The sequence below is a fragment of the Cupriavidus sp. 01L46 genome, assembly GCF_056399905.1.
The window spans coordinates 1-8,470 of the sequence record NZ_JBFTSF010000273.1; the positions used below are offsets into that span (position 1 = coordinate 1).

Here is an 8,470-nt window from a genome sequence, read left to right on the forward strand (position 1 = left end):
ACTATACACCGCGAGGCTTTCCATACCAAGCCCGTCTTTGCGTGTCGTTACATTTTGCTGACGCGCGCGGCATGTGGGGCACATCGGGCCGAAATCACGCGCGTATCGCTGCCTACCTGTGCCGTGCGGTACACCGCCGGCGCAGGGCAGGACATCAGTTGCGCGGCACGGGCGAATTGGTGCCCACATGCGCGTACTGGCGCAGGGCTTCGTCCGCGCGTTCGTTCAGCTCGCGAATGCGCGCACGCACTGCATCAACGGGAATCGCGCCATCTTCTTGCTGCTTGCGCTTGAGCGAGAGCAGGTCCGAGGCGATGCTGATCGCGGCCATCACGGCAACGCGTTCCACGCCCTTGGCGGATACCCCGCCCTTGAGCCGCGTCATCTGGCCGTCTACCAGTGCCACGGCCTCCAGCAGCGCGGCCTCGTTGTCGGCGGCAATGGCGAACCGGTAGGACTGGCCGGCAATGATCACTTCGACTTGCTTATTGCTCATGCGTTTTCTCCGGGTGCCTTCTGTTCGGCGCGGCTGGCCGCATCGCCTTCGCCCAGCAGGTCGAGCTGGCGGGCGTCGCTGGCGGTGGGCAGCTTGTCCAGGATCGACTGGATGCGCAGCTGCGCTTCCTCGATCTTGATATTGAGCAGCTCGCGGTCGGCGGCCATGGCTTCACGGTCGCCGCGCAGCTGGCTGGCGTCGGCCTGCAGGCGTTCGATCTCCTCCCGCAGCCGCTGGTTCTCCGCCGCCAGGGTATCGGCATGGTGCAGCACACGCCCGATCTTGGCGGCGAGTTGTTCGAGTTCGGTGAGCATAGAGCCTGTCATATCTAGGGTCTCGGGTTCTGGGATTTTAGCCCAAGCGCTATCGTGCGGACGGCGAACGCAGACGTGTGTGACCGGGCCTGCGCGCCGAAGTTGCATGCATCGTCGTTTAACGGCATCCGTGGCGGCGGCTTTATGCCTGTTTCCAGGCGCTTTCCCCCCGTTTTGCCGCGGCATTGACGCTTGCCTCGAAACTGCCTACACTCGCGCACGTTCCAGGTGCTCGTAATCCTATTCACTACAGGGTTGCAGTTCAACGGGAAACAGGGAGCCAGCCACCGCCGCCAGGGCAGGGCCGAGCCAACCTGTGCTGCCCCCGCAACGGTAAGCGACCGTGATCGCAAGATCGCAAGGCCGACCACTCAGCCACTGAACCGCAAGGTTCGGGAAGGCGGTCGGACTGGTGTCGTCAGCCCGGATACCGGCCTGAACGAGAGTGCGCCGCCCTCCGCTGCTTTTTGCCGCGCAAGCCAGCGGCGCGCTTCGTCGCCAGACGGTCCGCGGGGGAACGGACCAGGCAGCTCTCTCCCACAATCCGCATCATGCGCTCATCGTCTTACAGGTCGAGCCGTCCGGCATTGCCGGCGCGCCCCGCCACCGCCCCCGTTTCTGTTTCCGTTTCTGTCTCCCGACAAGTCTGTGCCACGCCTGTCGCCTTGCTGGCCCTGCTCGCCGTGTGCGCGCCCGGCGCCGCCATGGCCCAGGCCAGCGAGGCCGCCGCCGTGCAGCCGGCCGCCGACGCGCAGCTCACGCCGGTGGTGGTCAGTGCCAATCGCACTCCCCAGCCGATCACCGAAGCGCTGCCGCACACGACCGTGGTGACCCGGCAGGACATCGTCAACTCGCAGGCGATTGATCTACGCTCGCTGCTGCGCACGCAAGCCGGCGTGGAGTTTGCCGCCAATGGCGGCCTGGGTTCCAATACCACCCTGTTCATGCGCGGGGCCAACAGCAACCAGACGCTGATCCTGATCGACGGCGTGCGTGTCTCGTCGGCCAGCAGCGGCACGGCCCAGTTGTCGAACATCCTGCCCGATCAGATCGACCACATCGAGATCGTGCGGGGCAACGTCTCCGCGCTGTACGGCTCGGATGCGATCGGCGGCGTGGTGCAGATCTTCACCAAGAGCGGCGCGGGCCAGGCCCCGGCGGCCAACGCGCAGATCGAGTACGGCAGCAACAATACGCGCCAGGGCACGGTGGGCTACGGCGGCCAGATCGGCGACACGTCGTTCAATATCACCGGCTCGGCCATCAAGACCGACGGCTTCTCGGCGATCAACACCAAGCAGCAGCCCAAGGCCAACCCCAACGACAACCCCTACGACAACAAGAGCGTATCGGGCCAGGTCAAGCATCGCTTCACCAGCGACTGGGACGCCGGCGTCACCGCTTACTATTCGAAGAGCAAGCTCTCCTACGACAGCACGGTGGGCAAGCCGACCGATGTCTGGTGGATGAACAGCGAGCTGTACACGGTATCCGCCTTCGTCAACGGCAAGATTACCCGGGACTGGAGCACGCACTTCAAGGTGGCCCAGAGCGAGGATCGCAGCGAGAACACCAAGAACGGCCTGTTCGACAGCCGCTTCAATACACGTAACCGCCAGTACACCTGGCAGAACGAATACGCGCTGGCACCCACGCACACCTTGCTGTTCGGCACCGAATACCTGCAGCAGGAGTTCGATTCCAGCACCTATGCCGCGCCCAACCGCAACGTGACCTCGGTGTTTGGCGGCTACGACGGACGCCTGGGCAAGCATCAGTTGCAGCTCAACGTGCGCAACGACCATTACTCGGACTTCGGCAGCCAGGCCAGCTACTTCGCCGGCTACGGCTATAACTTGACCAATGCGTTCAAGCTGATCGCCAACGCCAGCAATGCCTTCCGCGCGCCGACGTTCAACGAGCTCTACTATCCTGGCTACGGCCAGCGGGGCATCAAGCCCGAGCGCGCCAAGTCGGTCGAGCTGGGCGCGCAGTACAACACCGATGCCGCCGGCCTGCTGCGCGTGACCGCGTTCGAGACCCGCTACGACAACCTGATMACCTCGGCGCTGCAGCCCAACGGCCTGTACCTGGCGCAGAATGTCAACAAGGCCAAGGTGCAAGGCATCGAAGCCTCCTGGCGCGCCAAGCTGATGGGCACCGACGTGGGCGCCAGCATCACCTTCCAGAACCCGGTGGATGAGCAGAGCAATACGCAGTTGCTGCGCCGCGCACGCCGCCATGCCGCCTTCGACGTGGGCCGCCAGTTTGGCGACTTCCGCCTGGGCGGCGAGTGGATCATCTCCTCGACGCGCATGGATAGTGGCTCGCGCACGCTCGGCGGATACGGTATCGTCAACCTCAATGCCCGCTATAACATCGACAAGCAATGGTTCGTGGCCGCCCGTGTGGAAAACCTGTTCGACAAGAATTACCAGCTCGCCTATCCCTTCAACACGCAGGGACGCGCCGGCTTTGTCACGCTGGGCTGGCGTCAGAAATGACAATGAGGATGGTTGCCTGACATGCGCCGCGCGCTAGCCGTCTGGCTGATGCTTGCCGCCGCCGGCGTGGCGGTGTTCCTGCTGTCGTTGGCGATGGGCAGCGTGCCGCTGTCGGGTGCGCAGGTCTGGCAGGCGCTGTCCGGCGGCGCCGACGATACCGCCGGCGCCATCGTGCGTGAGCTGCGGCTGCCGCGCGCGGCAGCGGCGTTCGCGTGCGGTGGCCTGCTGGCGCTGACCGGCGCGCTGATGCAGGTGCTGCTGCGCAATCCGCTGGCCGAGCCCTATGTGCTCGGCGTATCGGGCGGCGCGGCCACCGGTGCGCTCACCGCCATGCTGATGATGTGGCCACTGTGGACGGTGCAGGCCGGCGCGGCCGGCGGCGCGCTGTTCTCGATGGTGCTGGTGGCCACGCTGGCGCGGCGCGACCTGCTGCATCCGCAGGTGCAGGGCGGGCACCATGAGGCCGGCTCGCGCCTGCTGCTGACCGGCGTGATCCTGGCCGCCGGTTGGGGCGCGCTGATTACCCTGATCCTGAGCGTGGCGCCCGAGGCCCGTTTGCGCGGCATGCTGTTCTGGCTGACCGGCGACCTGGGCGGCACCGCCAGCTATGGCCTTGCGCTGGGTGCGCTGGCGCTGGCCGTGCTGCTGGCCATGCCGATGGCGCGCTCGCTCAATGCCATGCTGATGGGCGAGACCGTGGCGCAGGCGCTGGGCGTGCGCGTCGGCGCGGTGCGCATGTCGGTGTTMGTGCTGGCCTCGCTGGCGATCGCGGTGGCCATTACCTCGGCCGGCTCGATCGGCTTTGTCGGGCTGGTGGTGCCGCACCTGGTGCGCCTTGCCTGGGGCAACGACCAACGCTTGATGTTGCCTGCCTCGGCCTTGCTGGGTGGCACGTTGCTGATGGCCGCCGACCTGGTGGCGCGCACGGTGATTGCGCCGGCGCAGTTGCCGGTGGGCGTGATCACAGCGCTGCTGGGCGTGCCGACCTTCCTCTTTCTACTGCTGCGCAGGCCGCGCTGACTCCCATGCCGACCTGGAATGAACCCGTTTCCGCTTGTCCGCCGCTGGTGCTGCAGTCCTTGCAGTTGCGCGCCGGCGCGCGCGCTTTGCTCGATGGCCTGAGCTTGTCCATGCAGGCGGGCGAGCTGTGGTGCATCGTGGGCCCGAACGGCGTCGGCAAGTCCACGCTGATGTCGGTGCTGGCCGGGCTGCGCAAGCCGGACGGCGGCGTGGTGCTGCTGGATGGCCGCGCGCCGCTGGAGACGCCGCCCGCTGCCCTGGCATTGCGCCGCGCCTACCTGCCTCAGGCGGTGCACGACACCTTCTCGATGTCGGTGCGCGACGCCGTGGCGGTGGGCCGTCACCCGCATCTCTCCGGCTGGGGCTGGGCCGGCCGCGAGGATGACGCGGTGGTCGCGGCAGTGATGCGCGAGATGGATCTCGATGCGCTGGCCGGGCGCGACGTGCTGACCCTGTCCGGCGGCGAGCGCCAGCGCGTTTCGCTGGCCGCCACGCTGGCGCAACAGGCGCCGCTGCTGATGCTGGACGAACCCGCCGCCCACCTCGACCTGCGCCACCAGATCATGGTGCTGGAAACCCTGGCCCGGCTGGCGCGCGCCGGCCGTCATGCCATCGTGGTGATCCTGCACGACCTTAACCTGGCGCGGCGCTACGCGACCCATGCCTTGCTGCTGGCCGAAGACGGCCTGTGCCTGCATGGCCCCGCTGCGCAGGTCCTGACCCCCGCGCATTGCTCGCACGCGCTGCGCACGCCCATTGTCAGCGTCAGCGACGGCCGCCATACCGCGCTGATCGCCGACGGGGCGCATTTTCCCGCACCAGACGAAACCCAACATGACTGAACCCAAAGCCTTTGAGACCTCCACGTCGGAAGACGCCGCCCGCGACGAACGCCACAARGCGCGCATGCTGCGCAAGAAGGATGTCGTGGATGCCAAGATCGCCGCCGCGCAGGACGAGCGCGGCGTGATCGTCATCACCACCGGCAATGGCAAGGGCAAGTCCAGCTCCGGCTTTGGCATGGTGGTGCGCGCGCTTGGCCACGGCATGCAGGCCGGCGTGGTGCAATTCATCAAGGGCGCCATTCCCAGCGGCGAGGAATTGTTCCTGCGGCGCTTTCCGGAGCAGTGCGCCTTCCATGTGATGGGCGAAGGCTACACCTGGGAAACCCAGGATCGCGCGCGCGACGTGGCCAAGGCCCAGGCCGCGTGGGAGGTGGCGCGCTCGCTGCTGCGCGACCCGTCGATCGGGCTGGTGCTGCTGGACGAGCTCAATATCGCGCTCAAGCTGCACTACCTGGATGTCGACGCCGTCATCGCCGACCTGCGTGCCCGCCCGCCGATGCAGCACGTGGTCATCACTGGCCGCGGCGCACCGCCCGCGCTGATCGAGGCGGCGGATACCGTGACGGACATGACGCCGGTCAAGCATGCCTTCCAGCAAGGCATCAAGGCCCAACGTGGCGTCGAGATGTAAAACGTCTATTCTTGTTCCAGCGAATCCTTTCTCAGTCACACCAAGAAACACCATGCAGTTACCCGCCATCGCCCCGCTCGACACCTCCCTGCGCCCGACCTTGCAAGCCGCCATCGATGCCAAGACCAAGCCGCTCGGCGCGCTCGGCCGGCTCGAGGGGCTGGCATTGCAGATCGGCCTGATTACCGGCAGTGGCGCGCCGGAGCTCAAGCGCCCCGCGGTGATCGTGTTCGCCGGGGACCACGGCGTGGCCGATGCCGGCGTGAGCGCCTATCCGGCCGAGGTCACGGCGCAGATGGTGCTCAACTTCCTGGCCGGGGGCGCGGCCATCAATGTGTTCTCGCGCCTGCACGGGCTGACGCTGGAAGTGGTGGACGCGGGAGTGCGCGCGCCGCTGCCGTCCGTGCCCGGGCTGGTCAACTGTCGCATTGCCGCGGGCACGCGCAATTTTGCCTCTGAGCGCGCCATGAGCGCGGAGCAGGTGCAGGCGGCGCTCACCGCCGGCATGGCGCGCGTGCTGCGCCACGCGCAGCAGGGCAGCAACGTGATTGGCTTTGGCGAGATGGGCATTGCCAATACCTCGTCGGCCGCTTGCCTGGTGAGCCGGCTTACCGATACACCGATTGAAGATTGCATCGGCCGCGGCACTGGCCTGGACGACGCGGGCCTCGCGCGCAAGCGCGCGGTGCTGGCGCAGGCGCTGGCGCTGCACGCGGACGCGGTGGAGCCGCTCGACGTACTGGCCGCCTTCGGCGGCTTCGAGATCGCCATGATGACCGGCGCCTTCCTGGCCGCGGCCGCCAGCCGCATGGTGATCCTGGTCGATGGTTTTATCGCCTCGGCCGCGCTGCTGGTGGCGCAGCGCCTCGCGCCCGAGGTGCTGGAATACTGCGTGTTCTCGCATTGCTCGCACGAGCACGGCCACCGCCGCCTGCTGGACTATTTCGGCGCCGAGCCGCTGCTGGCGCTGGACCTGCGCCTGGGCGAAGGCACCGGCGCCGCGCTGGCCTATCCGCTGGTCGCGTCCGCCGCGGCCTTCCTGCGCGAGATGGCCACCTTCGGCGCGGCTGGCGTCAGCACCGCATCGGCGTAGACTGCGGCACGCTCCCGCTACCTGGCCCAACGCACCTGCCCATGCTCGACGAACTTCGCTACTTCCTGACCGCCGTCGGCTACTTCACGCGGGTGCCGGTGCCGCGCTGGGTCGGCTTTGCGCCGCACTACCTGAATGCGGCGGCGCGTTACTTTCCGCTGGTGGGGTTGCTGGTCGGCGCGCTGGGCGCGTTGGCGAGCTGGGGCGCGCTGCAGTGGTGGCCGCCGGGCGTGGCCTTGCTGCTGGGCATGGCCGTGACGCTGCTGGCCACCGGCGCTTTTCACGAGGACGGCCTGGCCGACTGCGTGGATGCGTTCGGCGGCGGCTACCGGCGCGAGGACGTGCTGCGCATCATGCACGACTCGCGCATTGGCGCATTTGGCGCTATCGCGCTGGTGGTGGCGCTGCTGCTCAAGTGGCAACTGCTGGTGGCGATTGCCGCGCGCAGCGGCATGGTGGCGTTGCTGCTCGTGCTGGTGGCCGCGCATGCGGCCAGCCGCGCCATGGCGGTGAGCTATCTTGCCACGCTGGACTACGTGCGTGCCGAGGGCAAGGCCAAGCCGGTGGCGCAGCGGCTGTCCGGCATCGGGCTGGGTTTCACGCTGCTTTGCGGTGCGTTGCCGCTGCTGCTGGTGTCGCCGCTGTTTGCTGCCGTGGTGATCGTTGCCTTGGTGATGCTGCGCGTTTTGCTGGGGCGCTACTTTGTTCGCCGCATTGGCGGGTACACCGGCGATTGCCTCGGCATGGCGCAGCAGCTGGCCGAGTTACTGATCTATCTGGCGGCGGCGGCATGGACCTGGTCCTGATCCGCCACGCGGCGCCTGAGGTTGCGCAGGGGATCTGCTACGGCGCGCTTGACCTGCCACTGGCCCAGCCCGTTTTGCCCGAGCCTGCGCGCATGCTGCAGGCGCTCGATGGCCTTGCGCCGCAGCGCATTGTCTGCAGCACGATGGCGCGGGCTCGTGCCACGGCTGATTTACTTGCGCGGGATTTCGGCTTGGTGCCGCAAGCCGATGCGCAGTTGCGCGAACTCGATTTTGGCCGTTGGGAAGGCCTCGCATGGGACGCCGTGCCGCGCGCCGAGCTGGATGCGTGGGCTGCGGATCTGCTGCATGCGCGGCCTCATGGGGGTGAGACTGTGGCGCAGGCGATGGCGCGCGTGGCGGCTTGGGCCGACGCCTTGCCGGTGGATGCCCCGGACCGGCTGTGGGTTGTCGCTCATGCTGGCCCGATGCGCATGCTGGCGGCGCACTGGCTTGGGGTGCCGCTGGCTACTACGCTGGGGTGGGATCTTGGTTATGGGGCGAGTTGCCGGTTTACGCTGGGTGGCGGTGTGGCGCGGTTGCGGTGGTGGAATCGGGGGTGAGGTTTTGGGGGTTGGGTTTTGACTGCAACTGCAACGGCTTAACGTCAAGAGCAACTGCAGTTTCACCACCCCTGCGGGGCGGCGACCTACTTTTTTGTCTTGCCAAAAAAGTAGGCAAAAAAGGCGCGCCGGATGKGGCGACTACCCCCTCGGGCTTCGACGAAAAGAGCGGCCGGGACCCAAACTCGCATCGCCTTAAGG

The 8,470-nt window shown here is 67.3% G+C and carries 9 protein-coding genes and 1 riboswitch; of the genes, 7 read left to right on the forward strand and 2 right to left on the reverse strand.

Translation table 11 applies throughout. The features are described from left to right. Window positions 1–154 precede the first annotated feature (154 nt). Both AC1DS3_RS31090 and AC1DS3_RS31095 read right to left on the reverse strand, forming a co-directional pair. A complete protein-coding gene (locus AC1DS3_RS31090) occupies window positions 155–496 on the reverse strand; it encodes a cell division protein ZapA (protein ID WP_441633254.1) in 342 nt (113 codons plus the stop codon). Further along, entirely contained in the window at window positions 493–810 is a 318-nt protein-coding gene (locus AC1DS3_RS31095; protein WP_174427972.1) for a hypothetical protein, read from the reverse strand. Before AC1DS3_RS31095 ends, AC1DS3_RS31090 begins: the two co-directional genes overlap by 4 nt. Before the next feature lie 208 nt (window positions 811–1,018). Then, window positions 1,019–1,263: riboswitch (cobalamin riboswitch) on the forward strand. A gap of 98 nt (window positions 1,264–1,361) precedes the next feature. On the opposite strand from AC1DS3_RS31095, the gene AC1DS3_RS31100 reads away from it, so the two are divergent. From AC1DS3_RS31100 to cobC, 7 genes are read left to right on the forward strand one after another with little or no spacing between them, the layout of a single operon-like run. Next, the gene (locus tag AC1DS3_RS31100) at window positions 1,362–3,314 is read left to right on the forward strand and encodes a TonB-dependent receptor plug domain-containing protein (RefSeq protein ID WP_441633256.1); all 1,953 of its coding nucleotides are present in this window, start codon (window positions 1,362–1,364) and stop codon (window positions 3,312–3,314) included. A 21-nt stretch (window positions 3,315–3,335) separates the two neighbouring features. Then, entirely contained in the window at window positions 3,336–4,334 is a 999-nt protein-coding gene (locus AC1DS3_RS31105) for a FecCD family ABC transporter permease (protein ID WP_477128647.1), read from the forward strand. A gap of 5 nt (window positions 4,335–4,339) precedes the next feature. Next, window positions 4,340–5,176 (forward strand): ABC transporter ATP-binding protein, encoded by an 837-nt coding sequence (locus tag AC1DS3_RS31110; protein WP_441633260.1) that lies wholly within the window; start codon window positions 4,340–4,342, stop codon window positions 5,174–5,176. Next, window positions 5,169–5,810: a cob(I)yrinic acid a,c-diamide adenosyltransferase gene (gene cobO, locus AC1DS3_RS31115; RefSeq protein ID WP_441633262.1), complete on the forward strand. Its 642-nt coding sequence runs from the start codon at window positions 5,169–5,171 to the stop codon at window positions 5,808–5,810. Before AC1DS3_RS31110 ends, cobO begins: the two co-directional genes overlap by 8 nt. A 52-nt stretch (window positions 5,811–5,862) precedes the next feature. Beyond that, window positions 5,863–6,903, forward strand: a complete 1,041-nt coding sequence (gene cobT / locus AC1DS3_RS31120; protein WP_441633264.1) for a nicotinate-nucleotide--dimethylbenzimidazole phosphoribosyltransferase — start codon at window positions 5,863–5,865, stop codon at window positions 6,901–6,903. 41 nt (window positions 6,904–6,944) lie between these two features. Further along, window positions 6,945–7,709: an adenosylcobinamide-GDP ribazoletransferase gene (locus AC1DS3_RS31125; RefSeq protein ID WP_441633266.1), complete on the forward strand. Its 765-nt coding sequence runs from the start codon at window positions 6,945–6,947 to the stop codon at window positions 7,707–7,709. Further along, window positions 7,694–8,269, forward strand: coding sequence for an alpha-ribazole phosphatase (cobC, locus tag AC1DS3_RS31130; protein WP_441633268.1), 576 nt, complete (start codon window positions 7,694–7,696; stop codon window positions 8,267–8,269). The genes AC1DS3_RS31125 and cobC overlap by 16 nt, the downstream gene beginning before the upstream one ends. Window positions 8,270–8,470 lie beyond the last annotated feature (201 nt).